The following is a 25,229-nucleotide window of genomic DNA, read 5'->3' on the forward strand; positions in this document are numbered from 1 at the left end:
AGGTTAGGGGCCGCGGGGGCGGCATGCTCCGCTGTCGTCCCGGGGCGCGCAAAGCGCGAGCCCGGGACCCATAACCACAGGGAGAAGTTTGGCGAAGATGCGTGGTGACCAGCTCGCGCGACAACCACTTCCTGTAGTTATGGATTCCGGGCTCGCGCTGCGCGCGCCCCGGAATGACGGAATTACGCCTCCGCAAGCACCCGCGCATTGGCGCGGACGGAGGCCTCGCTGACGCGGATGCCGAGGCCCGGGCCGTCGGGCACCACGACATGGCCGGCGCGGTTGGCAACGCGCTCTTCCAGCACGTCCTCGGTCAGCACGTGATGCGGCATGTAGAATTCGCAGCCGAGCGAGATGCCCGGCGTTGCCGCGATCAGCTGCGTCCCGGCGGCAAGCCCGATGCCGCCCTCCCACAGCGTGCCGCCATAGCCGGGCAGGCCGGCGATGTCGGCGATCGCCATGATCGCCTGCGCCTCGAACAGGCCGCCGGCCTTCATCAGCTTGATTGAGACGGCATCGGCGGCCTCGCGGCGCGCCACCTCCATCATGTCGCGGCGGTCGAAACAGCTTTCGTCGGCGAGAACGGGTGTTTCCAGCGCTGCGGTGAGCTGCGCCATCACGTCGAGATATTTTCGCGGCACCGGCTGCTCGATGAAGGTCGGCGCGAATTCCTCGACATCGCGCAAAATCTTGATCGCGCCGAACGGCGCCAGCGCCTGGTTGTAATCGACGCGCAGGTCGACCTTGTCGCCGAATTCCTTGCGGATCGCTTCGAGATGATCGAGGTCCTCGCGATGCGGTTTTACGCCGGTCTTGACCTTGTAGATGACGTTGCCGTCCGGAACCATTTTTCGCATGCGTTCGAGATCGGCGGCGAAATCGGGATCGGCGATGGAGAAGGAGAGGGGAATCGTGTCCCGCACGCGGCCGCCGAGCAGGTCGGCGACCGATAATCCTGACGACTTGCCGACGATGTCGAGCAGCGCCATCTCGATTGCGACCTTGGCCTCGGCATGACCGACCAGCGCACGGTCGAGCTCGGCCATCAGCGCGCGAATGCGGCGCACGGGTTTGCCGAGCACGATCGGCCGCAGATAGATGTCGAGCGCGGAGAAGGCTGCTTCCGGCGTCCCCGTGAACACTTCCCACGGAGCTGCTTCGCCCCAGCCGATCACGCCGTCGCTCGCGGTGAGCTCGATCAGCACGCGCTTCACCGTGCCCTTGACGTTGCCGACGCCCTGGAGGCGCGCCATCTTGATCGGGCTCTCGATCAGGAACAGCCTGATGCGTTCGATGGTTGCTTCGGTCATGTCAGGCCTCCATTGACGTGCCAGACTTGGCCGGTGACGTAGGACGCCTTCGGTGATGCCAGGAAGGCGATGATCTCGGCCACTTCTTCCGGGCGCCCGCGGCGGCGCATCGGGATCAGCGCCTCGGTGGTGGCGATTTGCTCGGGCGAGAGCCGGCTCTCGCTCGGCTTGTCCTTGATGATGAGGCCGGGTGACACCGCATTGACGGTGATGCCGTCTTTTGCGAGCTCGATCGCGGTGAGACGCACCAGCGCTTCGAGCGCGGAGCGGCTTGCCGCCGTTGCGGCAAAGGGTGCGAATTCCGGCCGGATCGCATGCGCGACGAAAGAGGACACCGCCACGATCCGCGCATCGCGCCCGGCGCGCAGCAGCGGCAGCGCGGCGTCGACCAGCCGCGTGAAGGCCAGCGCCGATTCGTCCATCGCCTGCCGGAACTGATCCGCCGGCGTGCCGATCGCGCTGCCGCGACGGGCATGACCGCCGACCAGGATCAATCCGTCGAGCCGTCCGAACGCGCGTTGCGCGGCGGCGACGGCGTCGGTGACGGCTGCTTCCTCGGCGAGATCGCCGAGGCACTTTGCGACCACGGCGCCCTTCGCTTCGGCTTCGGCCGCGGCGGCATCGAGACCTTCCGCGTTCGAGCGGGTATGGAGCAGAAGCGCGGTGCCGGGGGCCGCGAGCAGTTTTGCGGTGGCGCGGCCGATGCCGCTGGCGGCACCGGTAACGAGATAGGCGCGATCGATATCAGGCATCACGGTGCTACGTTGGCCGGCGGCAACGCGCCGGTGCAGTGGAAATGGCTGAGGAAGGCGCGCGTCGCGGCTTCCTGCGGATTGTCGATCACCTGCCGCGCCGGACCTTCCTCGACCACGACGCCGTCGCGCATGAAGATGAGGCGGTCGGCGACCTCGCGGGCGAAGGCGATCTCATGGGTCACGATCACCATGGTCATGCCTTCCGAGGCCAGCCGCTGCATGACGGCGAGCACCTCGCCGACGAGCTCGGGATCGAGCGCCGAGGTGGCCTCGTCGAACAGCATCACGTCCGGCTCCATCGCGAGCGCACGTGCGATCGCGACGCGCTGCTTCTGCCCGCCGGACAGCGTCGCCGGATATTGGTCGGCCTTCTCCGCAAGGCCCACCTTGGCAAGCTGCGCGCGCGCGAGCTTCTCGGCGTCCGCCCTGGCCATGCGGCGCACCGTGACGGGCCCCTCCATGACGTTCTGAAGCGTCGTCATGTGCGGGAACAAATTGAAATGCTGGAACACCATGCCGGTGGTGGTGCGGAATTTGGCGAGTGTCTTCACGTCCGGAAGCTTGGCGCCTTCGCCGAATTGGAAGCTTGTGTCGCCGACGCGGACGCTGCCGCCGTCGGGCACGACCAGCAGATTGATGCAGCGGAGCAGTGTCGACTTGCCGGAGCCGGATGGGCCGATCAGCGCCACCACGCCCCCCTTGGCCACGTCGAGGCTGATGTTCTTCAGAACCTCGTTGCTGCCAAAGCTCTTGCGAAGGCTGCGGATCGCGATCTTCGAAGTGTTCCTGGATGGCTCGCTCATTCGCTGACCGCCAGTCGCTTCTCGCCGCGGCGGACGATGATGGTCAGGGGAATCAGGATCGCCGCATAGGCGACCGCGACCGCGGTGTAGGTCTCGAGCGGCCGGTAGCTGTCATGGGCGGCGACCTGGCTCTGGTAGACGAGGTCGGGCACGGCGAGCACCGAAACCAGCGAGGTGTTCTTGAACTGGATGATCGACTGGTTCATCAGCGCCGGGATCATGCGCTTGATCGCTTGCGGCAGCACGATGCGCCGCATGCTCTGTCCGGGCGTCATGCCGAGCGCGGCGCCGGCTTCCGACTGGCCCTTGTCGATCGAGATGATGCCGCCGCGGATGATCTCGGAATAGAACGAGCCGCCATAGAGCGAGAGCGCCAGCGCCGAGGCCGTGATCGGCGTCATCTCGACGCCGGCCAGGATCGGCAGCGCGTAATAGAACCAGATCAGCTGCACCAGGATCGGCGTGCAGCGGAACGCCTCGATGAAGGTGAGGGCGACCAGACGCACCGCCTTGAAGCGCGACAGGCTGCCGAACGCACCGAACAGGCCGAAGACGAGACCGAGCACGACGATGACCACGGTGAAGCCGACGGTGACGCCAAGCCCATTGAGAAAGAGCCAGCGATAGCTCCAGAGGATGCCGAAGTCCCACTGATACATGCGTGTTCTTACTCGTCGTGGGTGTCGTCATTCCGGGGCGCCCGAAGGGCGAGCCCGGAATCTCGAGATTCCGGGTTCGATGCCTCGCATCGCCCCGGAATGACAGTGGAAGCTTACAACGAAACGCCCGGCGGAATGTCCGCTTCGGTCACGCCCACCAGCTCCATGTTGGTGATGATCGCGTTGCGGATGAAGCCGAGGCCCTTGTTGAAGTCGATCCAGGTGTTGACGTAGTCGCGGAAGGTCTTGTCGTTCTCGCGGCGGAAGCCGGCATTCGACGTGGTGGCGAAGATCGGCGTCGGCAGCACGAACTGGCCGAGCGAGGGATTCTTCTTCAGCACGGTCAGCGACAGCATGGTGATCAGGCACTGCGCGTCGACGCGGCCGGTTTGCAGCGCGGCGGTGGCATCGTCGGCGGTCTTCAGTCGCGAGATCTGCGCCTTCGGCGTCAGGCGGCTGACGACCTGGTCGTGCGACGAGCCCTGGTCGACGGCGATCTTGACGTCGGGCGAGTTCAGCTCGGCCCAGCTCTTCGGCTTGAAGTCCTTCTTGCAGAGGATGCCGAAGGCGTTGTTGAAGACCGGCACCGAGAAGTCGACCACCAGCGCGCGCTTCGGGGTCGGGTTGAGGCCGAAGAAGATGTCGATCTTGTTGGACTGCAGATCGAGCACCGAATTGCCCCAGGTGGTTTCGGTGATCTCGAGCTCGGCCTCCATGTCGTCGGCGAGTGCCTTGGCGATGTCGACGTAGAAGCCCTTCCACTGGCCGCTTGCGAGGTCCTTCATGTAATAGGGCGCACCGCCGCCGACCGCGCCGATCCGCATCTTCTTGGTGCGGCGAATGCGGGCAAAGGTCGATTCGTTGGAATCCGCTGCGGTCTGCGCCACGGCCGGTGAGGCCAGCGTGGCCGCAGCCATCGCGCCAAGTCCGACAATCGATGCGACATCACGACGTGTAACCATTTTGAGGAATCGCTTTTCTGGTTGGATGAAGGTGTGTGGTTGATCTCGCGCGAAAAATTCGCCCATCAATCGGCGTCAGCCGGCTGAAAAATGCTCTGGATCGGATTTTCGCGCACCCTTTGTTTCGGTTCCGGCAGGATTTCATAGAAAGGCGCTGCCGGGCGGGCCCTGTCAAGACTCGATTGCCTCAGGGATGTGCGGGGCCTCGAAGATGGGCAGGGAGCCCATCGGCCATGACGCTTTCCGAGGCGAACGTCCGCATCTGCACTTCGCGACAGGCGTGCACGGGGATGCGCGAGGGAAGGTCCGGCGAGGGCGTCGGCTCGAGCTATTTTCGCGAGAAAATTGAGAGGTTTCGGCGGTTCGCTTTAAAAATGCGAACGGCGCCCTGTTGGCGCCGTTCGCCGAAGACGGCGAGAGGTCGGCGCGGATCGACCGACCCTATTCTGCGGCCTTTTCCGTAGCCTTGGCACGAACGGTCGCGAGGCGCGTCAGCGCGTCGCGCACGCCCGCGCCATAGGCGGGATCGGCCTTGGCGCAGTTGGCGATGTGCCGTTCCTGGATCGGGATGGCAGCGGCGCCGACAGCACGCGCCGTGTTGTCGAACAAGGCTTGCCGCTGGGCTGCGTTCATCTTGCGAAAGAGGTCGCCGGGCTGCCGATAGTGATCGTCGTCGATGCGGTGATCCCAATGTGCGGCTGCACCATCGATCTCGAGCGGCGGCTCGTTGAGATCGGGCTGGTCCGTCCATTCGCCGTGGCTGTTCGGGAAATAGGTCGGCGTCCTCCCTTGATTGCCGTCGGTCCGCATTGCGCCATCGCGATGGTAGCTGTGATACGGGCATTTCGGCGCGTTGACCGGGATCAGATGATGGTTGACGCCGAGGCGATAGCGCGCCGCGTCTCCGTAGGAGAACAGCCTCGCCTGCAGCATCTTGTCGGGCGAGAAGCCGATGCCCGGAACGACATGGGCCGGCGAGAAGGAGGCCTGTTCGACTTCGGCGAAGACGTTTTCCGGATTGCGGTTCAGCTCGAAATAGCCGACCTCGATCAGCGGAAAGTCCGCCTTCGGCCAGACCTTGGTCAGGTCGAACGGGTTGAAGGCGAACGCCTTGGCCTGATCGTCGGTCATGATCTGCACGAACATCGTCCAGCGCGGGAAATCGCCGTGTTCGATGCTCTCGAACAGGTCGCGCTGGTGCGTCTCGCGGTCCTTGCCGATGAGGGCTTCGGCCTCGGCGTCGGTCAGGTTTTCGATGCCTTGCTGCGTCCGGAAGTGAAACTTCACCCAGGTCCGCTCATTGGCGGCATTGATGAAGCTGTAGGTATGGCTGCCGAAGCCATGCATGTGCCTGAAGCTTCTGGGAAGGCCGCGCCCGCTCATCACGATGGTGACCTGGTGCAGAGCCTCCGGCAACAACGTCCAAAAATCCCAATTGTTGTCGGCGCTGCGCATTCCGGTCCGGGGATCGCGCTTGATCGCATGATTGAGGTCGGGAAAGCGCAAGGGATCGCGGAAGAAGAACACGGGCGTGTTGTTGCCCACCATGTCCCAATTACCTTCCTCGGTGTAGAACTTCAGCGCAAAGCCGCGGATGTCGCGTTCGGCGTCGGCTGCGCCGCGCTCGCCGGCCACCGTCGAGAAGCGCGCGAACATCGGCGTTTGCTTGCCGACTTCCGAGAAGATCTTCGCTTTGGTGTATCGGGTGATGTCATTGGTCACGGTGAAGGTGCCGAAGGCGCCGGAACCCTTGGCATGCATCCGTCGCTCCGGGATCACTTCGCGATCGAAATGTGCTAGCTTCTCGATCAGCCAGACGTCTTGCAGCAGCGCGGGCCCGCGGCGGCCCGCGGTCATGATGTTGAGGTTATCGCTGACGGGCGCGCCCGTCGCATGGGTCAAGCGTTTCGGCTCATCGGCCATGGGATGCTCCTGAATATGGGGTCATTGGCTATTGCTGCCCGCGTGCGAAATCTCAGGCTCGCATGGGTCCACAGCAGTCGATTTCGAGATCGCACTGTCCTTGCGCGAACGCCGGTCAACCGTGCCAATGCGAGTTGCGGATGACGCTGCAGAAATTGCCGCGATGGAAATGCGGCTCCTTGTCGGCGATGACGTCGGCCTTGACGTTGCCGAACGTCGTGTCAGGCCGATGCTTGATGCCGTCGTAGAAGGCCTGGATGATGTCTTCCTTGAAATGCGCAGTGCGCGGAAACGCTTTCACGACCGTCTCGCGCTCCGCGTCGGAATATTCGCTGTAGGTGAGCCCGAGCACGTCCATCTCGACGCCCGCGGTCACCAGCGCGACGACGGGGTGCATGTGCTGGGGAACGCCCGGTGTGGTGTGCAGGGCGATCGCAGTCCACACCGTGTAGGCGTCGGCTTCCGAAATGCCGTGGCTGCGCAGGAAATCGCGTGCGGCATGCGCGCCATCGACCTCGAACCGCTCGTGCCGGCTGCCATGGCCCGGCATCAGGCCGATGTCGTGAAACATGGCGCCGGCGTAAAGCAGCTCGCGGTCGAATGTCAGCCCACGGCGGACGCCGGCCATCGCACCGAACTGGTAGACGCGGCTGGAATGGTTGAAGAGCAGGTCCGTTTCGGTGTCGCGGATGTATTCGGTAATGGCACGCGCCAGCTTGCTGTCGGGAATGACGGCGGCCTCGGTGATTTCTGACATGAGCAGCTCCTGAAATTTTGGATCGCGTTCACTGTAAATCCGGGCTAGGTTGTCTTAAATCGACGTAATACGTCAAAAGCGGACAAATCCGGATCGAGGAGGACATGGGCGCAAAGCCGAAACCAAGGACGGTTGTGATCGTGGCGCTGCCAGGGGTGCAGCTGCTCGATGTCGCAGGGCCGCTCGATGTGTTCGCCGAGGCGAACGTGCAGGCCGGCTATCCCGCCTATGCCTTGTTCGTGGCGGGCGCGGAGCCAGGGCCGATCCGCAGTTCCTCAGGCGTCCAGCTGATGCCCGACCGAATCGTCGACCGCGACTTCCAGGAGCCGATCGACACCTTGCTGGTGGCGGGATGCCCGAACGCGGCCGAAGTCCCGGCGGACGGGAGCGTGATCGACTGGCTGCGCCGGCGGGCTTCGCGGACCCGCAGATTCGGCTCGGTGTGCAGCGGGGCCTTCTTCCTTGCCGCCGCCGGTCTGCTTGATGGCAGGCGGGTCACGACGCATTGGGCGGTCGCAGACATGCTGGCCAGCAAATTCCCGTCGGTCACCGTGGACAAGGATGCCATCTACGTCACCGACGGAAAGCTCCGCACGGCCGCCGGCGTGACCGCAGGGCTCGATCTGGCACTGGCCCTGGTCGAGGAAGATCTCGGGCGCGATACGGCCATGAAGGTCGCAAGCCAGCTCGTGATGTTCTTCAAGCGCGCGGGTGGGCAGATGCAGTTCACCCGCAAGGGCGAGGCTGTTCCCGCCGGCCGCGCCGCGCTGCAGGAGCTGCAGCGCTGGGTCGCCGCCAATCCCGGGCTCGACCACAGCGTTGCGAGCCTCGCGACGCGCATGGAGCTCAGCCCGAGGCACTTTGCACGGCTGTTCCGCGCCGAGGTCGGGGTCACGCCTGCGACCTGGGTCGAGGAAGCCCGCGTCAATGCGGCGAGGCGGCTGCTCGAGTTTGGCAATGAAGCCCCGAAGCAGGTGGCGCTCCATTGTGGATTCGCCGACGCCGATACGCTGCGTCGCGCGTTCAATCGTCACGTCGGCGTGACGCCCGCCGAGTATCGCAAGCGGTTTGCGCGAATCACGGAGGTTCCAGCTCGCCAACACTGAGCCGGCTTCCGCGTCCAAATGGGCCGGCGGGGGCCGTCCAGCGAGGTGTGCGGGACCCACGGATACCCGCTTGCTTTCCCGACCTTTTGGCCCCAAATAGGGACCGGGAGATTGGCGGTGGACGAGCCACTCGCCAACCGGGTCAGGTCCGGAAGGAAGCAGCCCTAACGAGGTCCGGATCGGGTCGCTCGTCAGTCTCCTACCTGTTTTTCCGAGCGAATTGCGCCGGCGGGCTTCCCGCCAGCGCGCTCCTTTCCGCAAAAGCCGGGCGAAAGACATTCCATTGCGGATCGACCGATGACCGACGCTGGCGCCCCTCCCAACCCCGACAGCGCCGGCCAGGCCAGCACGCCCTACCGGGTGCTGGCGCGCAAGTACCGGCCCTCCAGCTTCGACGACCTGATCGGCCAGGAGGCCGTGGTCCGCACCGTCTCGAACGCGTTCGAGACCGGGCGCATTCCGCAGGCCTGGATCCTCACCGGCGTCCGCGGCGTCGGCAAGACCACCACTGCGCGTATTCTGGCCCGTGCGCTCAACTACGAGATGCCGGACGGATCGGTGAAGGGCCCGACCATCCACATGCCGACCCTGGGCGTGCATTGCCAGGCGATCATGGAAAGCCGGCACATGGACGTGCTGGAGATGGACGCGGCCTCGCACACCGGCGTCGACGACGTCCGCCAGATCAATGACAGCGTGCGCTACGCGCCGGCCAGCGCCCGCTACAAGGTCTACATCATCGACGAAGTCCACATGCTGTCGACGGCGGCGTTCAACGCCTTCCTGAAGACGCTGGAGGAACCGCCGGAGCACGCCAAATTCGTGTTCGCGACCACCGAGATCCGCAAGGTTCCGGTCACGGTGCTGTCGCGCTGCCAGCGTTTTGACCTGCGCCGGGTCGAGGCCGACGTGCTGATGAAGCACCTCGCCAATATCGCGACCAAGGAAAACGTCGAGATCGAGCCGGAGGCGCTCGGCATCATCGCGCGTGCCGCGGAAGGCTCGGTGCGCGACTCTCTGTCGCTGCTCGACCAGGCGATCGCGCACGCGGCAGGCACCGTGAAGGCGGATGCGGTCAGGCAGATGCTGGGACTCGCCGACCGCACCCGCGTCATCGACCTGTTCGATTCGCTGGCGCGCGGCGACATCGCTGCCGCTTTCAAGGAGTTCCGCGACCAGTACGACGTCGGCGCCGATCCGATCGTCGTGCTGTCGGACCTCGCCGAGTTCGTCAATTTCGTCACCCGCGTGAAGATCGTGCCGGCGACCGCCGACAACGTCGCCTATGGCGAGACCGAGCGCGTGCGCGCGCGGGAGTTCGCCTCGAAGATCTCGATGCGCGTGCTGTCGCGGATGTGGCAGATGCTGCTCAAGGGCATCACCGAGGTGCAGGCCGCGACGCGCCCCGCAGCGGCTGCCGAGATGGTGCTGGTGCGCATCGCCTATGTCGCCGACCTGCCGACGCCGGACGAAGCGATCAAGATGCTGGAGCAGAACGGCGGCGGCTCGCCGGTCGTGGGCGGCGGAAGTGCCGCGCGCAGCGGCGCGCCAGGTGCGCCGGTGGCCTCCGCGGCGCCGGTTGCCTCGGCTGCACCCATGCGCGCACCGACTTCGTCACCGTCCGGGTTCGGTGGCGGCGCCGCCCGGCCGCAGATGGCGGCGCCCGCGCCGGATCCGCAAGGGGCCGCGCCCCAGCTGCGCATCACGAGCTTCACCCAGCTCGTCGCGGTCGCCGGGCAGAAGCGCGATCTCATGACCAAGGCCGCGCTCGAAGGCGACATGCGCCTCGTCCGTTTCGAGGAGGGCCGGCTGGAAGTCGCGCTCGAGCCGAACGCCTCCAAGACCATGATCTCAGAGCTCGCGCGAAAATTCGAGCTCTGGACCGGCCGGCGCTGGACCGTGATCGTCTCCAACGAGCAGGGCCAGCCGACGCTGCGTTCGCTGAACCAGGCGGCGAAGCAGGAACATGCGCGCTCCGCCGAAGCCGATCCGCGCGTGCAGGAGGTGCTGTCGCGTTTTCCCGGTGCGAAGGTCGTCGAGGTCCGCAGGCTTGCCCCCGAGGCGCCGGAAACCAATATGAATGCGGACTATGGCAGTGACGATCCGCCCGATGGTTCCGACGGCGACGATCTCTAGAGCATGATCCGGACCCGAAGGGCCGCGTAGCGCAAAGTGTGAAGCGGTTTTCCGATTAGATCATGCTCAAACCAAGAGTTAAGGCGCGATGACGAGTCATCGCGCCAACCAAGGACAGCACCGATGGTCGATATTTTCGGCATGATGAAGCAGGCGCAGCAGCTGCAATCCAAGATGCAGGAGATGCAGGATCAGCTCTCCAACGTCGAGGTCGAAGGCATTTCCGGCGGCGGTCTCGTCGCCGTGCGCATGACCGCGAAGATGGACGTGAAGGGCATCAAGATCGATCCCTCGCTGATGAAGCCGGAAGAGCGCGAGGTGCTCGAGGACCTGCTCGTCACCGCCCTCGGCGATGCCCGCCGCAAGGCCGAGACGGCCGTGCAGGAGAAGATGCAGGCGCTCACGGGCGGGCTCAGCCTGCCGCCGGGTATGTTCGGCCAATAAGATGGGTTCGGTTGCAGGTCCCGAAATCGAGCGGCTGGTCCAGCTCCTCGCACGGCTGCCGGGCTTGGGCCCGCGCTCCGCGCGGCGCGCGGCGCTGCATTTGATCAAGAAGCGCGAAGCGCTGATGATGCCGCTGTCCTCGGCCCTGCAGGTCGCGCTCGACAAGGTCCAGGTCTGCAAGACCTGCGGCAACATCGACACGCAAAATCCCTGCACGGTCTGTACCGATCCGAAACGCGATGATGCAATCATCGTCGTCGTCGCCGATGTCGCCGATCTCTGGGCGCTGGAACGGGCCAATGCGACCCAGGGGCGCTATCATGTGCTCGGCGCGACATTGTCGCCGCTCGACGGTGTCGGGCCGCAGGACCTCACCATCGACGCGCTGGTGGCGCGCGCGCATGCTGCCGAGGTGCACGAGATCATCCTGGCGCTGAACGCGACGGTCGACGGCCAGACCACGGCGCACTACATCACCGACCTGCTTCAGGATGCCAACGTAAAAGTAACCCGGCTGGCCCATGGTGTGCCGGTCGGTGGCGAGCTTGATTATCTCGACGAAGGTACGCTATCGGCCGCGATGCGGCAGCGGACCTTGTTCTAGCCATCCAGACTTACGGAACGGACGACATGACGAAACTTTTCGCCACACGATCGGCTTTGGTCGCGACGATGATAATGCTGGCGACCCCGGCCATCTCCGCGGAGCAGGACGACGGCGCGCCGCCGCCGCCGAAGCCCGGCAAGCCAATCAGTGCCGGCGAGGTGCTCTCGGGCGAGTTGAACGCAATGAAGGTGCGCGACATCAAGAACGCCGGCAAGCGGATTGCGATGTACCAGATCACCTCCGAGCCGCGTCGACTGCCGGCGCCGAACGGGCTGTGCAATCTCGAGACCGGTCCAGAGACGTTCCAGCTCGTCACTTCGAGCGACGCGCAGGCCACGCAGCTGAAATCGTTCGTCGGCAAGGCGATCTCGGTCAAGGTCGACGAAGTCGCCTGCGCCAGCGATCCAGGCCAGATGAGCGAAGCTGTGATCACGAAGTGGAGCTTGATCAAGAAGCAGTAGGGGGCGCGGCTCCAGCCGAGCTACCGTAGGGTGGGCAAAGGCGCAAAGCGCCGTGCCCACCATTCTCCCGGCGACGATTCAGGTGGTGGGCGCGCTTCGCTTTGCCCACCCTACGGCATCGCGGGCGTAGCGCGTGCCGAGTTTACACCCTTACCGGCCCCAGCGTCTCGAAATGCCCGCGCTTCTGCAGCCAGGCCAGCAGCACAAGGCTCGGGATCGCCACCAGCACGCAGATCACGAAGAACAGTGGCCAGCCGGTCGTGTCCGCCACGAAGCCCGCACTCGCTGACAGATATGTGCGCCCGACTGCGGCGAGCGCGGTGAGCAGCGCGTATTGCGTCGCCGTGTGCAGCGGATTCTGGCACAGCGCGGAGAGATAGGCGACGAAGATCACGGTGCCGATGGCGCTGGTAAAGTTCTCGCAGGTGATGGCAAAGGCCAGCGCCCATTGGCTGGTGCCGACGAAGGCCAGCCAGGAGAAGGAGAGATTGGCGAGCGCTTGCACCACGCCGCCGATCCACAGGCTGGTCGCCAGCGAATAGCGCCGCGCGAGGAAGCCGCCGGCAAAGCCGCCGATCAGCGTTGCCGCGAGGCCGACGCCCTTCACGATCGCCGCATAATCGTTGCGGGAAAATCCGAGGTCGATCACGAACGGCGCGGTCATCGTGCCGGAGAAGGCATCGGTGAACTTGAACAGCACGACGAAGGCGAGCGCGGCGAGCGCGTCCTTGCGCGACAGGAATTCCGAGAAGGCCCCGATCGCCGCGTGCAGCACGCGCGCGAACGCCGTCTCGGTTTGTGTCGCAGCTTCCGCCCGCACCGATTGCTCGGGCTCGGTCGCGGCCAGCGCGGTGATCGTGCCGATCAGCACCATCGCCGCCATCACCACGTAGCCCCACATCCAGGCCGACGCGCGCGGAATGCCGGTACCCTCGAAGCCGGACACGATGAACAGCGCGCCCGCGGTCGAGACCAGCATGCCGATGCGATAGGCCGCGACATAGGAAGCCATTCCGGCGGCCTGCTCGCTCTCCGGCAGGCTCTCGACGCGGAAGGCGTCGACCACGATGTCCTGCGTCGAGGACGTCGTCGCGACCAGCAGCGCGCCGAGCGCGACGTAGAACGGCGAGCGCGCGGGATCGGTGAGTGCCAGCAGCAGGATCGCGATGATCAGCAGCAATTGCGAGAACAGCAGCCAGCCGCGCCGCCGCCCGAATGCGCGCGTGAACAGCGGCACATGCAGCGCATCCACCAGCGGCGCCCACAGGAATTTCAGCGTGTAGGGCGTGCCGACCAGCGCAAACAGCCCGATGGTCTTGAGGTCGACCCCGGCCTCGCGCATCCACACCAGCAGCGTCGAGCCCGACAGCGCCAGCGGCAGCCCGGACGAGAAGCCGAGGAACAGCACGATCAGCACCCGCGGTTGCAGGTACACGGCCAGGCCATCGCGCCAGGACGTGGGGGCCGTGTCGGGGCTGGCAGGGGAGGTCGCGTCGGGTGCGGTCATGGGGAGGTGTTAGCAGATTCTGGCTGCCACAAGTGAGGCGTCGTCGCCCGGTCAAGCCGGGCGACGACAGTGTGCCTCAAAACTCACTCCCCCGCCTGGAGCTTCCTCGGGAACAGCTCCGCGGCTCCGGTTGCCACCAGATGCGGCCCCTCCGGCGCATCGGTCTTGCTGAAATCGAGCTCCTCGATTCGCCCGGCGCGCTTCTCGATCTTGTCGGCGGAGATCAGCACCTGCCGCACGTCCTCGTTGGCGTCGGCAAAATGCTTCTGCAATTTCAGCACGCGGTCGCGCAGGCGGCCCAAATCGTCGCCGAGCTTGATCACCTCGGTGCGGATCTGGTCGGCGGCGTCGCGCATGCGCGCGTCCTTCATGATTTGCTGCATCACCTGGATCGCGAGCATCAGCAGCGAAGGCGACACCAGCACGACACGGGCGCGATAGGCCTTCTGGATCACGTCGTCGAAACCGTCGTGGATCTCGGCGTAGACCGATTCCGACGGTACGAACATCAGCGCCATCTCCTGGGTCTCGCCGGCGACGAGATATTTATCGGCGATGTCGCTGACATGCTTCATCACGTCGCCGCGCAGCCGCTGCGTGGCGATGCGCTTCTCCTCGTCGGTGCGCGCATCGTGCAGCGCGGTCATCGCCTCCAGCGGAAACTTTGCGTCGATGCAGAGCGGCCGCTGGTCGGGCAGGAACACCACGCAATCCGGCCGCTTTCCCGTCGAGAGCGTGAACTGGAACTCGTAGGCGCCCTTCGGCAAGCCGTCCTGGACGATCGCCTCCATCCTTGCCTGGCCGAAGGCGCCGCGCGACTGCTTGTTGGCGAGCACGTCGCGCAGGGTTGTCACCTGCGTGGTGAGGTCGGTGAGGTTCTTGTGCGCGTTGTCGATGATGCCGAGCCGCTCGTGCAGGGCGCGCAGGCTCTCCATCGTGTTGCGGGTCGAGTGTTCCATGGACTGGCCGACCCGATGGGTCACCGAATCCAGCCGCTCGTTGACCGCGCGCGCCATGTCGGCCTGGCGGCCGGCCAGCGCCTGGGTTATGGCGTCGGCTCGGCCGGCAGCTTCGCTCTGGGCGTGCAGCACCTGGCTGAGGCGCTCCTCGAGCTCGTCGGCGCGGATGGCATTGGCCATGGCGAGTTCCGCGCCCCGCCGCCCGGATCGCGCGATCACGACCGCGATCACCACCAGCAGGATGACGACGAGGGCGCCGAAGCCGATCAGCGCATCGATCGTGCGGACCGGCCAGTCGCCAGCCAGGAAAATGATCTCGTTCATGGCGGCCCTTGTAGCCGATTCGACACCCTCCGCGAACGAATAGCGAACGCTTATGGTTAATAGCCCCTAATTTTTATGGTTAACGAAACCTGAAGTTCTATGGTTAGCGGAGGGTTAACGGAGTTCCTCGCCGCATTGACCGCATCCGGCATGCGGCTTAAATCGCGGCCATGGCCCTCAGAGAAATCATCATCCTGCCCGACAAGCAGCTGCGTCTGGTCTCCAAGCCGATCGAGAAGGTCACGACGGAGATCCGCAAGCTTGCCGACGACATGTTCGAGACCATGTACGACGCGCCCGGCATCGGGCTCGCGGCGATCCAGATCGCGCAGCCCTTGCGGCTGATCACCATGGACCTCGCCAAGCCTGACCCGGACGGCGAGACAAAGCCGGAGCCGCGTGTCTTCATCAACCCTGAAATTATCGCCTCCTCCGAGGATCTGTCGGTCTACGAGGAAGGCTGCCTCTCGATCCCCGAATATTACGAGGAGGTCGAAAGGCCTGCGAAGGTGCGCGTGCGCTTCACCGACCTCGACGGCAAGGTGCACGAGGAGGACGCCGAAGGCCTCTACGCCACCTGCATCCAGCACGAGATCGACCATCTCAACGGCGTGCTGTTCGTCGACTATCTGTCAAAACTCAAGCGCGACCGCGTGATCAAGAAGTTCGAGAAAGCCGCCAAGCGCGCGGAGTAAGTCATTTGTAAGCACCGGTGCTGCCGCGAACTCCCATGCGCTCCCTCCCCCCTTGCGGGGGAGGGCGGGGGAGAGGGGTAGCCCAGGCGGAAGTCTAACCGGGGCGAAGAACTGGTCCGCGCTCATACCGAGAGAGCGCGTCGTGTGGCACCCCTCTCCCTAGCCCTCCCCCGCAAGGGGGGAGGGAACATACCGAGTCCTTGTCATGCCCCTCCGCCTGATCTTCATGGGCACGCCCGATTTCTCCGTGCCGACGCTCCTCGAGCTGGTCTCGCACGGCCACGAGATCGCGGCGGTCTATACCCGCGCGCCCAAGCCCGGCGGGCGGCGCGGCCTTCAACTGCAGCCGACCCCGGTCGAGGAAGCCGCGCGAAAGCTCGGCGTGCCCGTGCTGACGCCGAAGTCGTTGAAGACGCCCGAAGCGCTCGACGAGTTTCTCGCCTTTGACGCCGATGCCGCCGTCGTCGTCGCCTATGGCATGATCCTGCCGCAGGCGATCCTCGATGCGCCGAAGCTCGGCTGTTACAATCTGCACGCTTCGCTGCTGCCCCGCTGGCGCGGCGCCGCGCCGATCAACCGCGCGATCATGGAAGGCGATGCCGAGAGCGGCGTCATGGTGATGAAGATGGATGTCGGTCTCGACACCGGTGACGTCGCCATGGCCGAGCGCATCGCGATTCCCGACAACATGACCGCGGTCGATCTGCATGACCGCCTCTCCCGGCTCGGTGCCGATCTGATGGTGCGCGCGATGGCCGCGCTCGCCCGCGGCGGGCTCCAGCTCAAGAAGCAGAGCGAGGATGGCGTCACCTACGCCGCCAAGATCGACAAGGCCGAAGCCCGGATCGACTGGACCAGGCCTGCGCGCCCCGTGCTGCGCCACATCCACGGCCTGTCGCCGTTTCCCGGCGCCTGGGCCGAGCTTGAGAATGCGCGCGTAAAAATCCTGCGCTGCGAGTTGGCGAAGGGCTCCGGTGCACCCGGCGAGGTGCTCGACGACCAGCTCACGATTGCCTGCGGCGAGGGCGCGATCCGCATCCTCGAGCTCCAGCGCGAAGGCAAGGCGCGGATGCAGGCCACGGACTTCCTGCGCGGCGTGCCTGTGAAGCCGCCGATGCGGCTGGCCTGATGCCCCGCTACAAGCTCACCATCGAATATGACGGCGCGCCGTTCTTCGGCTGGCAGGTGCAGGACACGCTGCCTTCCGTGCAGGGCGCGTTAGAGGCGGCGGTGAAGGCGATGACCGGCGCGGATCTGCGCGTGCACGGTGCGGGCCGCACCGATGCCGGCGTGCATGCGCGCGGCCAGGTCGCGCATGTCGACATCGACAAGCAGTTTCCGCCGGGCCGTTTTCGTGACGGGCTGAACGCGCATCTGCGCCCGCATCCGGTGGCGGTGTTAGAGGCCGAGATCGTCCCTGACACCTTCGAGGCACGCTTCTCGGCCGTGAAGCGGCACTACCGCTACCGCGTCGTCAACACCCGCGCCAATCTCGCGCTTGACATCGGTCACGCCTGGCGCGTGCCGCGCCGGCTCGATGCCGATGCGATGCATGCGGCGGCACAACGTCTGCTTGGCAAGCACGACTTCACGACGTTTCGCGACACCGAGTGCCAGGCCAAGTCACCGGAGAAAACGCTCGACCAGCTCGACGTGCTGCGCGACGGCCGCGAGATCACGATTCTCACCTCGGCACGCTCGTTCCTGCACAGCCAGGTGCGCTCGATGGTGGGATCGCTGGTCTGGGTCGGCGAGGGCCGCTGGACCGCGGACGATCTCACCGCCGCGCTCGCAGCCCGCAACCGCGCAGCGTGCGGCATCGTCGCGCCGCCTGACGGGCTGTATCTGATGAAGGTGGATTATTAGCGCCCGCTGCCGCCACAGACGTCATGGCCGGGCTTGTCCCGGCCATCCACGTGCGCCAACATGCAACCATGCATGGTGGATGGGTCTACATCCTGGCGAGCGCGCCAAACGGCATTTTGTATGTCGGTGTGACGAGCGACATTATTCGCCGCATCTATGAGCATCGAAACGGACTCGTTCCCGGCTTCACCAAGAAGTACGGCGTCAAGCTGCTGGTCTATTTCGAGCGCTATGAGGATATCCAAACCGCTATCCAGCGCGAGCACAACATCAAGCATTGGTCGCGGACGTGGAAGGTGAGGTTGATCCTCAGGGATAATCCCCAATGGAAGGATCTGTACGAGACGATTGTTCAATAAGTCGTGCCGAGCTCTCGCCACATCGTCATGGCCGGGCTCGTCCCGGCCATCCACGATCTTTCTTGTCAGGAGCGCCGAAGAACGTGGATGCCCGGGACAAGCCCGGGCATGACGGCGGTGGGTTGGGCGGCGATTAGCGCCCTACCCAAAATACCTTGTCAGTATCCCACGATACACCTGCGTCAATCTCTCCAAATCCACCACCGGCACGCGCTCGTCGACCTGGTGCATGGTCTGGCCGACCAGGCCGAACTCGATCACCGGACAGTAGCTCGAGATGAAGCGCGCGTCCGAGGTGCCGCCTGAGGTCGACAGCTCGGGCTTGCGCCCCGTCACCTCTTCGATCGCGGAGACCGCGAGGTCGGTGAACGGGCCGGGCTTGGTCACGAACACGTTCGAGTTCGAGGGCTCCCAGACGATGCGAGCCTTGATGCGGTTGCCGCAGGCTTTCGTCAGGCGCGTCTCGACCAGCTCGCGCAAGGATGCCTGGGTGTGGTTGTCATTGTAGCGGATGTTGAATTTTGCGCGGGCTTCGCCGGGGATGACGTTGTTGGCCTTGTTGCCGACGTCCACCGAGGTGAATTCGAGATTGGAGGCCTGGAATTGCGCGCTGCCATGGTCGAGGGGGTCGTCACTGATCGCCACGATCAGCCGCGAGATATCAGGCACCGGATTGGACGCGCGGTGCGGATAGGCGACATGGCCCTGCACGCCGTCGACATAGAGCGTGCCGGACTGCGAGCCGCGGCGGCCGACCTTGATGGTGTCGCCGAGCGTCTCGACGTTGGAGGGTTCGCCGAGCACGCAATGGTCGAACTTTTCGCCGCGCTCCGCGGCCCATTTCAACAGCTTGATGGTGCCGTTGATGGAGACGTCTTCCTCGTCGCCGGTGATCAGGAACGAGATCGAGCCCTTTCCATCGGCGCGCGGCGTGCCGCCATTCGCGGCGAGATGCTCGAGCACGGCTGCGACCGAGCAGGCGATGCCGCCCTTCATGTCGACCGCGCCGCGGCCGTGCAGAAAGCCGTCCTTCACCTCGCCCGAGAACGCGCCGACGCTCCAGGCGTTCTCGTCGCCGGGTGGCACCACGTCGGTGTGGCCGGCGAAGGTGATGTGCGGGCCTTCAGTGCCGATCCGCGCATAGAGATTGTCGACGTCGGCGGTGCCGGGTTCGGAGAAGGTCACACGGTGACAAGTGAAGCCGGCAGCGTTGAGGGCTTTCTCAAGCACGCCCAGCGCACCGGCATCGGCCGGGGTTACCGAGGGGCAGCGGATGAGATCGCGGGCAATCGAGAGAGCATCGGTCATGCGCCCCGCTTAACATGCATGCCGCCGGGTGGGCTAGCGCTGGGCGGCACCAATTCGAGCTCGCTTTGCTGGTCCCAGCTTTTTGCAGGGGACGGGCCGTCCTCGGTCTTGGCCAATGGATCAGGACCGAACCGGTTATCGCCGACGCTGCCTGATACGATGAACATCTCGACAAATCCCCACAGCCATAGGATGGACGCGACCAGCCAGAACGGAAGCATCCAGGTGGAGTTCGGCAGCAGGTCCGAGAATTGGCTGTACAGGCCGGGCAGGAAGAACAACGGAACGAGCCACCAGCCACTCCTGTCGCGATCATGTAGCCGCTTGATCGCAGTCGCGAGATAGATCCAGAGGAACAGCGACAAGCCGAACGCCTTCAGGATCAGGTTGGTGCGATCAACGGGCGCCAGCGAGCGATAGGCCCGGGGATCGACCAGCTTGAAGAGGTCGTCGAGGCCGAAGTCGAAATCGAGTTTCAGGGATAGCCTCAACGCCCCCTCGGCGTTGATGAGGTGGATCACCTGACCAATGATTCCCAGCAAGGCTGCCAGCACCGCGACGATCAGCAGCGCCTGCCACAGCAAAGCGCGGTTGATGCGGCCGTCGAAGCGAAAGAGGTACCAGGTCCAGTCCATGGCGAAGGTTCCGGGCAGCGGAGGCCGTCCGGTGATTGGTCGCGATGGGGAGAAGGAGGGTTCGATACGGTAGCAAACCCGTCATCCCCGCGCAGCGGCGAAGCCGCTGTCGCTGGAGGTGCGAGTGGCGCGATGCAAAGCATCGCGCCGGGAGCCTCGAAGGATGGGCGGCCGGGATGTGGCGGCAGCAGGCCGTCGCCCTTCGAGGGCCGCCGAAGGGGCGGCCACCTCAGGGTGACGGTAAGGGAATGGCGCTGGTGGCGCCGATCAATCCCGCAGCAGCTCGTTGATGCTGGTCTTCGAGCGCGTGCGCTCGTCGACGCGCTTGACGATCACGGCGCAGGCCGTGCTCGGGCCGATGTGGCCGTTCTTCATCGGCTTGCCGGGCAGGGCGCCGGGCACGACGACCGAATATTCCGGCACTTCGCCAATGAAGATCTCGCCGGTCTCGCGATCGACGATCTTGGTCGAGGCGCCCAAAAACACGCCCATCGCCAGCACCGCGCCCTTGCGCACGATCACGCCTTCGGCGACCTCGCTGCGCGCGCCGATGAAGCAGTCGTCCTCGATGATCACGGGCTCGGCCTGCAGCGGCTCGAGCACGCCGCCGATGCCGGCGCCGCCGGAAATGTGCACGCGCTTGCCGATCTGCGCGCAGGAGCCGACGGTGGCCCAGGTGTCGACCATGGTGCTCTCATCGACATAGGCGCCGAGATTGACGAAGGAGGGCATCAGCACGACGTTCTTGGCGATGAAGGCCGAGCGGCGGACGACCGAACCCGGCACCGCGCGAAAACCGGCATCGCGAAAACGGTTCTCGCCCCAGCCCTCGAACTTCGAGGGCACCTTGTCCCACCAGGTCGCCTTGCCGGAACCGCCGGGAATGACGCCCATGTCGTTGAGGCGGAAGGACAGCAGCACGGCCTTCTTCAGCCATTGGTTGACCTTCCACTTGCCGTCGGCTCCGCGCTCGGCGACCCGCGCCTCGCCCTTGTCCAGGATCTCCAGCGCCTGGTCCACGGCCTCGCGCACCTCGCCCTTGGTCGAGGTCGAGATGCCGTCACGCGCGTCGAAGGCGCTGTTGATGGTGGATTCGAGGGCGGACAGGGACATCGGGATTTCCTCTGGGAAATGAGAATTTTGACGGATTGGGGCGCTTTTTCGGGATTTGGCGGGGAGGAGTCAAGGCATACTCCGCCGTCGTCCCGGGGCGCGCGAAGCGCGAGCCCGGGACCCATAGCCACGGGCAGTCATTTGGCGAGGATTCGGAGTTATCGATCTCGCGCCACAACCACTCCCTGTGGTTATGGGTCCCGGGCTTGCTTCGCGCCCCGGGACGACGGCGGCTATTTGGGCAACAGTCCCGCCAAAAAACCCGCCAGATCATCCGTGACGTGGTCGACATGGGGCGCGTCCCGGCCCTCCAGTTCCCAGTCCTCCCGCACCACTTCCTTGGTGCCGTCAGGCACCACCAGCACGGTGGTCATGCCGAGCGCGTGCGGGACGGTGAGGTTGCGGGCGAGGTCCTCGAACATCGCGGCTCTGGTCGGATCGACCGCATGGTCGGCGAGGAATTTTTGATAGGTCTGCGGCGACGGCTTCGGCTCGAACACGCCGTCGAAATGCGTTGCCAGGCCGAGTCGCGCCAGCACGGCATCGACATGGTCGACCGAGCCGTTGGTCAGGATCAGCTTGCGCCCCGACAGTTTCGCGATGGCTTCGCCGAGCGCCGGGTTCGGCTCCAGCGGCGAGTGGTCGATCTTGTGGACGTAGGCGAGGTAGTCGTCGGCGTGCACGCCGTGCAGGGTCATCATGCCGCGCATGGTGGTGCCGAAGCGCTGATAATAATCCTTCTGGATCCTGCGCGCTTCCTCCGGGCCGACGTTCAGCCAGTTGCAGACGAACTCCCCGATCCGCGCGTCGACCTGCTGCCACAGATTGACGTGATGCGGGTAGAGCGTGTTGTCGAGGTCGAACACCCAGGTGTCGACGTGGGCAAAGGTGCGGGGGGAGGTCATATCAAATCTCTATCGGTTGGGTGCAAGCGCCGCCCCACTCTCCGCTGTCGTCCCGGACAAGCGTAAGCGCAGATCCGGGACCCATAACCACAGGGAGGAATCGTTTGCGGGATCGTAGTTACATCGTGCCCAACAACTGCGGCCTGTGGTTATGGGTCCCCGCGTTCGCGGGGACGACAGCGGAGTTTGTGGCGCGGTCTGACCCATCACGGCATCGCAAAGCGCAGCGTCTTGCCGCCGCTCGACATGTCCACCACGCCAAAACCCGTCGCCGCGAATCCGCGCGCGCCGCAATCGGCCTGCTCGTTGGTCTCGAACTTGGTCTCGCGCGTGCACAGCTGTTTGTCGCCGCCCCAGCTCAGCGGCTTGTCCTTCAGCTTGATGACGCGGTTGTCGGCATCGATGGCTTCCGCGAAGCTGAAAATCTGCTTCGGCTGCCCGGTCACATCGGGGTGCAGGCACGTCTTGGGATCGATGCGGTACCAGCCGCGGCTGGTCACGGACTTGCCATCGTCGGTGGCGACCGCCGCCATCACCTTGTGCGGCGTGTCGTTGCACCAGGTCAGGCCGGTTGCAGAAGGCGTCTGCACCGCATCGACCATGGTCTTGAAGAAGTTCGGCGACGACATGATGTCCGCGGCCAGTCCGCGGCTCTTCAGGAAGGCGGCAAGTGCAGCTTGCGTCTTCGGCCCGTCGACGCCGTCGATCGGCGCTGCGTCGTAGCCCGCGATCACCAGCAGCCGCTGGATGCCGGCGAGGCGCGCCTGCTCGTCGTCATATTCGGAATCCTCGGCAAGATTGGCCGTGAAATTGCCGTCCGCGGCTTGCGTCGGCGTGATCTGGGTGAACGCGGCCTGGGTCTGGCCGCTGCGGCATTGCCGCGCAGCCGCGATGACGAAATTGTCCTGCGCCACGCACAGCATGTCGCTGCCGTTCTGCGGGATCGGCGAGGCGCCGTAGACGCCGAGCGCGCGGGCGTTGAGCAGGATGCGGTCGGCGGAGAGCGTACCCTGCACCACGACGCGGCAGGTGGCGGGATCGATCCTGAACCAGCCGCGCGTCGCGGTCGCCGCCTTGTCGTCGATGCCGATCGCGGCCTCGACGACATAGGACATGCGGTTACAGATCTTCAGGTCGGCCAGGGCGGGCGCAGAGGAGAAGACGAACGAGACGGCCGCGGCGGGCAGTGTCATCAGGAAGCGGGTCAGGGTTGAGCGACGATGTCGCCGAGCCCTCAACTCGTCATGCCCGGCCTTGTGCCGGGCATCCACGTTCTTGGCGCGAGACGAAAGGTCGTGGATGGCCGGGACAAGCCCGGCCATGACGGCTTGCTTTGGCCCGCTCATCATCACTTATGGATCAGCGTTCCCGTGCCGGTGTTGGTGAAGAGCTCGAGCAGCACCGCGTGCTGCATCTTGCCGTCGATGATGACGACGCCCTCCACGCCCTGTTCGAGCGCGTAGATGCAGGTCTCGACCTTCGGAATCATGCCGCCGGAAATGGTGCCGTCGGCGATCAGTTTTCGCGCGTCCTTCACCGAAAGCTGCGGGATCAGCTTCTTCGACTTGTCGAGCACGCCCGGCACGTCGGTGAGCAGCAGCAGGCGCTTCGCCTTCAGCGCGCCGGCGACCGCACCGGCAAAGGTGTCGGCGTTGACGTTGAGCGTCTGGCCGTCCTTGGAGGTCGCGAGCGGCGCCAGCACCGGGATCAGCTCATAGCCGATCAGCTGGTTGAGCAGCGTGAGGTCGACCTTCTCGGGGTCGCCGACGAAGCCGAGATCGATCGCCTTCTCGATGTTCGAGCCCGGATCGACGATGGTGCGCGTCGTCTTCGACGCCTTCACCATGTTGGCGTCCTTGCCCGACAGGCCCACGGCCTTGCCGCCGGCTTCGTTGATGTAGCCGACGATCTGCTTGTTGACGGAGCCGGCCAGCACCATCTCGACGATCTCGATGGTCGCGGCATCGGTGATGCGCAGGCCTGCTGCGAACTCCGACTGGATGCCGAGGCGCTTGAGCATGGTCGCGATCTGCGGCCCGCCGCCATGCACCACCACCGGGTTGATCGCGGTCTGCTCGAGCAGCACGATGTCGCGGGCAAAGTTCTTCGCGGTCTCCTCGTCGCCCATGGCATGGCCGCCATATTTGATGACGATGGTTTCCTCGTCATACTGCTGCATGTGCGGCAGCGCTTCGGACAGGATGCGGGCCTGGTCGAGCGGGGAGATGTCGGTCATGAGGCGGATCTCGCTGGCGGGACTGTCGGTGCGCGTTCTATCCGATTGGCGGGCGCGGCGCAAAGTGGGTGTTGCCTCTTACCCTCCGCTGGAGGGGGAGGGTCGATCGCGCGCAGCGCGAGCGGGGTGGGGTGACGGTCTCTCCGCGATGAGCAGTGCCCGAGTGGAGAGATCGCCCCACCCCGGCTCACATTTCGCTACGCTCAATATGAGCCGACCCTCCCCCTCCAAGGGAGGGTAAGACGGAGCATCACTTCCTCGCCGCCACCGCCGCGAGCGTCACCGCCAGCCAGCTCAAGATCATCACCGTTCCACCGGTCGGCGCCGCGAACGGAAACAGCGAGTGCCCCGCATATTGCCGCAAGGTCAGATCGCCCGCGAACAGCGCGGCGCCGATCACGAAGCCGAACGCCGCGACGAGGCCAATTCCGCTGTGCAGAAGGCCGCGCGCGAGCAGGGCGACGCCTGCGAGTATGGCAGTTGCGTGAAACAGCAGCATCGCGCTGGCGGAGGCGAGCCGGCTGGCGTCGGCGCCGTGGGCGGAGGCGGCGGCCAGCGCGACGCCGGCGGCGCCCATCAAACCGGCAAGCCCAATCAGCAGGCGGAATGCAGGCGTCACGAGGTTCGCTCTTCCAGCAGCTTCGCCATCGCGGCGCGCAGTTCGGCCATGCCGGTCGAGCTCCGCGACGAGGTCGCGAGCACGTTCGGAAACGCCGCCGGGTGTTTTGCCAGCGCGGCCTCGGTCTCGGTGATGCGGGATTGAAGCTCGGACGCCTTCACCTGGTCGGCCTTGGTCAGCACGATCTGGTAGCTCACCGCGGAACGGTCGAGCGTCCCCAGGATTTCGAGGTCGACGTCCTTGAGGCCATGCCGCGCGTCGATCAGCACGTAGACGCGTGCAAGTGAGGCGCGCCCCAGCAGGAATTTGTGGATCAGCTCGGTCCAGGACGCGACTTGCGTCTTCGGCGCCTTGGCGTAGCCATAGCCGGGCATGTCGACGAGGCGCAGGTCCTTCTTGCCGGGGACCTCGAAGAAGATCAATTCCTGGGTGCGGCCCGGCGTGTGCGAGGTGCGCGCAAGCGCGTTGCGGCCGGTCAGCGCGTTGATCAGGCTGGACTTGCCGACATTGGAGCGGCCGGCAAAGGCGATCTCCAGCCCATCCATCGGCGGCAGCGTCGCAATCGAGGGCGAGGCCCAGATGAACTGCCAGTCGCGGGTGAACAGCTTTCGCCCGGTCTCGATCAGCTTCGCATCTTTGTCGTCGGTCATGCGAAGATCTCACCTCTCGTCATGGCCGGGCTTGTCCCGGCCATCCACGTCTGTCCACACGGTACCCTCCAAAACGTGGATGCCCGGGACAAGCCCGGGCATGACGATGTGGAGGCATTTGCGCCCAACA

At 65.2% G+C, this 25,229-nt stretch carries 26 protein-coding genes and 1 other RNA gene; 10 read left to right on the forward strand and 17 right to left on the reverse strand.

Annotated elements, in window-relative coordinates; genetic code table 11:
* Positions 1 to 182: 182 nt before the first annotated feature.
* The 7 genes from HAP41_RS46560 to HAP41_RS46590 all read right to left on the reverse strand — a co-directional run bounded on the left by HAP41_RS46560 (position 183) and on the right by HAP41_RS46590 (position 7,169).
* Positions 183 to 1,310, reverse strand: coding sequence for a muconate cycloisomerase family protein (locus HAP41_RS46560; RefSeq protein WP_166067953.1), 1,128 nt, complete (start codon positions 1,308 to 1,310; stop codon positions 183 to 185).
* A complete protein-coding gene (locus HAP41_RS46565; RefSeq protein WP_166067906.1) occupies positions 1,307 to 2,062 on the reverse strand; it encodes an SDR family NAD(P)-dependent oxidoreductase in 756 nt (251 codons plus the stop codon). Before HAP41_RS46565 ends, HAP41_RS46560 begins: the two co-directional genes overlap by 4 nt.
* Positions 2,062 to 2,868, reverse strand: a complete 807-nt coding sequence (locus HAP41_RS46570) for an amino acid ABC transporter ATP-binding protein (RefSeq protein ID WP_166067904.1) — start codon at positions 2,866 to 2,868, stop codon at positions 2,062 to 2,064. The genes HAP41_RS46565 and HAP41_RS46570 overlap by 1 nt, the downstream gene beginning before the upstream one ends.
* A complete protein-coding gene (locus HAP41_RS46575; RefSeq protein ID WP_028149000.1) occupies positions 2,865 to 3,527 on the reverse strand; it encodes an amino acid ABC transporter permease in 663 nt (220 codons plus the stop codon). The genes HAP41_RS46570 and HAP41_RS46575 overlap by 4 nt, the downstream gene beginning before the upstream one ends.
* A 113-nt stretch (positions 3,528 to 3,640) precedes the next feature.
* Positions 3,641 to 4,489, reverse strand: a complete 849-nt coding sequence (locus HAP41_RS46580) for a transporter substrate-binding domain-containing protein (protein WP_166067860.1) — start codon at positions 4,487 to 4,489, stop codon at positions 3,641 to 3,643.
* Between the two features lie 441 nt (positions 4,490 to 4,930).
* Positions 4,931 to 6,412 carry a catalase gene (locus HAP41_RS46585; RefSeq protein WP_166067838.1) on the reverse strand — a complete coding sequence of 494 codons (1,482 nt, stop codon included), beginning with the start codon at positions 6,410 to 6,412 and terminating at the stop codon, positions 4,931 to 4,933.
* A gap of 115 nt (positions 6,413 to 6,527) precedes the next feature.
* Entirely contained in the window at positions 6,528 to 7,169 is a 642-nt protein-coding gene (locus tag HAP41_RS46590) for an HD domain-containing protein (protein WP_166067796.1), read from the reverse strand.
* Between the two features lie 104 nt (positions 7,170 to 7,273).
* Between HAP41_RS46590 and HAP41_RS46595 the strand changes: the two genes are divergently transcribed.
* The 6 genes from HAP41_RS46595 (at position 7,274) to HAP41_RS46620 (ending at position 11,923) form a co-directional block, all read left to right on the forward strand.
* Positions 7,274 to 8,275 (forward strand): GlxA family transcriptional regulator, encoded by a 1,002-nt coding sequence (locus HAP41_RS46595; protein WP_166067782.1) that lies wholly within the window; start codon positions 7,274 to 7,276, stop codon positions 8,273 to 8,275.
* A 106-nt stretch (positions 8,276 to 8,381) separates the two neighbouring features.
* Positions 8,382 to 8,478, forward strand: an RNA gene (ffs, locus tag HAP41_RS46600) — signal recognition particle sRNA small type.
* A 94-nt stretch (positions 8,479 to 8,572) separates the two neighbouring features.
* The gene (locus tag HAP41_RS46605; protein ID WP_166067777.1) at positions 8,573 to 10,411 is read left to right on the forward strand and encodes a DNA polymerase III subunit gamma/tau; all 1,839 of its coding nucleotides are present in this window, start codon (positions 8,573 to 8,575) and stop codon (positions 10,409 to 10,411) included.
* A 123-nt stretch (positions 10,412 to 10,534) separates the two neighbouring features.
* Entirely contained in the window at positions 10,535 to 10,855 is a 321-nt protein-coding gene (locus tag HAP41_RS46610) for a YbaB/EbfC family nucleoid-associated protein (protein ID WP_028148995.1), read from the forward strand.
* A 1-nt stretch (position 10,856) separates the two neighbouring features.
* Positions 10,857 to 11,459, forward strand: coding sequence for a recombination mediator RecR (gene recR, locus HAP41_RS46615; RefSeq protein WP_063979823.1), 603 nt, complete (start codon positions 10,857 to 10,859; stop codon positions 11,457 to 11,459).
* A 26-nt stretch (positions 11,460 to 11,485) separates the two neighbouring features.
* Positions 11,486 to 11,923, forward strand: coding sequence for a hypothetical protein (locus tag HAP41_RS46620; protein WP_166067718.1), 438 nt, complete (start codon positions 11,486 to 11,488; stop codon positions 11,921 to 11,923).
* 142 nt (positions 11,924 to 12,065) lie between these two features.
* Here the strand turns inward: HAP41_RS46620 and HAP41_RS46625 are convergent, their stop codons facing one another.
* Both HAP41_RS46625 and HAP41_RS46630 read right to left on the reverse strand, forming a co-directional pair.
* Complete coding sequence (locus tag HAP41_RS46625) at positions 12,066 to 13,430, reverse strand: AmpG family muropeptide MFS transporter (RefSeq protein WP_071909182.1); 1,365 nt, start codon at positions 13,428 to 13,430, stop codon at positions 12,066 to 12,068.
* Between the two features lie 83 nt (positions 13,431 to 13,513).
* Positions 13,514 to 14,713, reverse strand: a complete 1,200-nt coding sequence (locus tag HAP41_RS46630) for a DNA recombination protein RmuC (RefSeq protein WP_166067665.1) — start codon at positions 14,711 to 14,713, stop codon at positions 13,514 to 13,516.
* A gap of 170 nt (positions 14,714 to 14,883) precedes the next feature.
* On the opposite strand from HAP41_RS46630, the gene def reads away from it, so the two are divergent.
* The 4 genes from def to HAP41_RS46650 all read left to right on the forward strand — a co-directional run bounded on the left by def (position 14,884) and on the right by HAP41_RS46650 (position 17,633).
* Positions 14,884 to 15,408 (forward strand): peptide deformylase, encoded by a 525-nt coding sequence (def, locus tag HAP41_RS46635; RefSeq protein WP_063979819.1) that lies wholly within the window; start codon positions 14,884 to 14,886, stop codon positions 15,406 to 15,408.
* A gap of 205 nt (positions 15,409 to 15,613) precedes the next feature.
* Positions 15,614 to 16,537 carry a methionyl-tRNA formyltransferase gene (gene fmt / locus HAP41_RS46640; RefSeq protein ID WP_166067629.1) on the forward strand — a complete coding sequence of 308 codons (924 nt, stop codon included), beginning with the start codon at positions 15,614 to 15,616 and terminating at the stop codon, positions 16,535 to 16,537.
* Positions 16,537 to 17,274, forward strand: a complete 738-nt coding sequence (gene truA, locus HAP41_RS46645; RefSeq protein WP_166067626.1) for a tRNA pseudouridine(38-40) synthase TruA — start codon at positions 16,537 to 16,539, stop codon at positions 17,272 to 17,274. Before fmt ends, truA begins: the two co-directional genes overlap by 1 nt.
* 23 nt (positions 17,275 to 17,297) lie before the next feature.
* Positions 17,298 to 17,633: a GIY-YIG nuclease family protein gene (locus tag HAP41_RS46650; protein ID WP_166067595.1), complete on the forward strand. Its 336-nt coding sequence runs from the start codon at positions 17,298 to 17,300 to the stop codon at positions 17,631 to 17,633.
* Positions 17,634 to 17,774: 141 nt separating this feature from the next.
* On the opposite strand, the gene dapE is transcribed toward HAP41_RS46650, so the two are convergent.
* From dapE to yihA, 8 genes are all read right to left on the reverse strand, one after another.
* Positions 17,775 to 18,941, reverse strand: coding sequence for a succinyl-diaminopimelate desuccinylase (gene dapE / locus HAP41_RS46655; protein ID WP_166067551.1), 1,167 nt, complete (start codon positions 18,939 to 18,941; stop codon positions 17,775 to 17,777).
* Positions 18,938 to 19,576 (reverse strand): DUF805 domain-containing protein, encoded by a 639-nt coding sequence (locus HAP41_RS46660; protein ID WP_166067523.1) that lies wholly within the window; start codon positions 19,574 to 19,576, stop codon positions 18,938 to 18,940. Before HAP41_RS46660 ends, dapE begins: the two co-directional genes overlap by 4 nt.
* 267 nt (positions 19,577 to 19,843) lie before the next feature.
* Positions 19,844 to 20,689 carry a 2,3,4,5-tetrahydropyridine-2,6-dicarboxylate N-succinyltransferase gene (dapD, locus tag HAP41_RS46665; protein WP_166067497.1) on the reverse strand — a complete coding sequence of 282 codons (846 nt, stop codon included), beginning with the start codon at positions 20,687 to 20,689 and terminating at the stop codon, positions 19,844 to 19,846.
* A 233-nt stretch (positions 20,690 to 20,922) separates the two neighbouring features.
* The gene (locus tag HAP41_RS46670) at positions 20,923 to 21,594 is read right to left on the reverse strand and encodes a pyrimidine 5'-nucleotidase (RefSeq protein ID WP_166067474.1); all 672 of its coding nucleotides are present in this window, start codon (positions 21,592 to 21,594) and stop codon (positions 20,923 to 20,925) included.
* 206 nt (positions 21,595 to 21,800) lie between these two features.
* Entirely contained in the window at positions 21,801 to 22,787 is a 987-nt protein-coding gene (locus HAP41_RS46675) for a DUF1036 domain-containing protein (protein ID WP_166067458.1), read from the reverse strand.
* 155 nt (positions 22,788 to 22,942) lie between these two features.
* Positions 22,943 to 23,830: an acetylglutamate kinase gene (argB, locus tag HAP41_RS46680; protein WP_063979811.1), complete on the reverse strand. Its 888-nt coding sequence runs from the start codon at positions 23,828 to 23,830 to the stop codon at positions 22,943 to 22,945.
* Between the two features lie 250 nt (positions 23,831 to 24,080).
* Positions 24,081 to 24,449, reverse strand: coding sequence for a DUF423 domain-containing protein (locus HAP41_RS46685; RefSeq protein ID WP_414643357.1), 369 nt, complete (start codon positions 24,447 to 24,449; stop codon positions 24,081 to 24,083).
* A complete protein-coding gene (gene yihA, locus HAP41_RS46690) occupies positions 24,446 to 25,099 on the reverse strand; it encodes a ribosome biogenesis GTP-binding protein YihA/YsxC (protein WP_166067424.1) in 654 nt (217 codons plus the stop codon). The genes HAP41_RS46685 and yihA overlap by 4 nt, the downstream gene beginning before the upstream one ends.
* Positions 25,100 to 25,229 lie beyond the last annotated feature (130 nt).

This window comes from Bradyrhizobium barranii subsp. apii, assembly GCF_011516635.5.
Classification (GTDB): domain Bacteria; phylum Pseudomonadota; class Alphaproteobacteria; order Rhizobiales; family Xanthobacteraceae; genus Bradyrhizobium; species Bradyrhizobium barranii.